The sequence below is a fragment of the Streptomyces chiangmaiensis genome, assembly GCF_036281785.1.
In the GTDB taxonomy this organism is placed as follows: Bacteria; Actinomycetota; Actinomycetes; order Streptomycetales; family Streptomycetaceae; genus Streptomyces; species Streptomyces chiangmaiensis.
The window spans coordinates 1-1,454 of record NZ_JAYWVC010000561.1 but is presented as its reverse complement, the minus strand read 5'-3'; the positions used below and the strand labels follow the sequence as shown (position 1 = coordinate 1,454).

The 1,454-nt window shown below is 67.4% G+C and carries 2 protein-coding genes; both read right to left on the bottom strand.

The features are described from left to right. Positions 1–11: 11 nt before the first annotated feature. On the bottom strand, positions 12–626 hold the full coding sequence (locus VXC91_RS45525; RefSeq protein ID WP_329513200.1) for a hypothetical protein: 615 nt from the start codon (positions 624–626) through the stop codon (positions 12–14). 66 nt (positions 627–692) lie between these two features. Next, a complete protein-coding gene (locus VXC91_RS45520) occupies positions 693–1,229 on the bottom strand; it encodes a hypothetical protein (protein WP_329513199.1) in 537 nt (178 codons plus the stop codon). Positions 1,230–1,454: the final 225 nt, after the last annotated feature.

Genomic DNA, 1,454 nt, shown 5'->3' with positions numbered 1-1,454 from the left:
CCCCAGCAAGATCACCAGCAGTAACCACCGCCGACGGCCCGACCAGCAAGGACGCACGCCTCTACATACACAAAGGAATTGACAACCTCGCCGCGGGCCGCGTGAAGGAGCTGCCTGAGCTGCCGCTTGCCGAGCACTGGCCCGCAGCGTCGGTCGACGGCTGCTGCGGCCTGGTCGAACGAGCCGCGCACCGCCTCCAGGACGGCCAGGCGCCGCAGCCCCATCGAGTGCCGGCCAGCAGGCAGAGCGAGTTGTGCGTCAGCGACGTAGACGTTGTGCAGCCCCTTCTGCCGAAATGCCACCCGCCTCACGCGGACCAGCCCGAACAGGCAGGCCAGATGGCGTGCGTGCGCGTACTCGCGATACGGACGCAGACATCCGTCCGCCCCTACCGCCTTCGCTTTGGCCTGGCGGACCTGTCCCTCCTCGCGCACCGCGCGCAGGTCCAAATGGTCCTGCATCAGCTGCCGCAGCAGTTCGCGCCCACGGTGGTCGAGCTCTTCCTCCAGTTCGGCATGGGTCCACCCGGCGGCCTGATCGCCCGACAGCAAGGCCGTCAGCGATTCGAAGCGCCCGATCGAGCAGGCAAACGGGTCAGGAGCAACGCCGGTGTCGTACGGTGTCATCCGGGCTCTTCTCGTCGACGTTCGACATGGTTGGCACCTTCGAATGTAGAGAGAAGAGCCCCACCATTACCCGGCGTTGCCCGATTGCGACCGCCTGCGCGCCGGAGTGAACAACCCCGGCGCATCCTCGTCCAGCCAGCCCCGCTCCACCAGCCGCTTCAGCTTCGACCGCGTGCCCTCGATCTTCGCGGTCTCGGCCGGCAACCCGATCCTCGGCACGATCTGCTTCGCCCGCACCGGCCCCGGCGCATCCGCGATCACCTCCACGATGTCCCGGTACACCCTCGGCAGCGCATCTACCGTCAGCCCCGGCTGCCACCTGGGCACTGCCAGCACACCCACCACCCGCGTCTCCGCCCCCGCGAACGGCGACACCGCGGCCTCGACCGCGTCCGGACCTGACGCCCCGGCCGGCTCCGGCTCCCGCGCACCAGCCTCGGCCACCAGTTCGGCCACGGTCTCCCGCGTGATCACCAGCCGTGACAGCCTCTCGCGCTCGGCCTCCAGCCGCACCATCAACTCAGCGATTTCCGCCTCAAGTTCCTCGACCCGAGCACGAGCCGCTGCCTCCCGCGACTCCAACTCCTCAAACAACGAGCCCATCGACGCCCCCTCTACCGACACGGCAGAAGGACCCCTACCCACCCACACCCCCGATCAGCGTTCTGCCAGTTCAGCCCTTCCCTGCAGAGGAACTACACCGTGCGCCACGAACACCGAAGGGATGAGAGTCATGTAGGTGATGAATCTATCAATTCGGTGATGCTGTACGAGAGATGAAGGATCTTGGCCCTTCGGAGCCGCCCTGCGGGGGGAGGCTCCAAACCG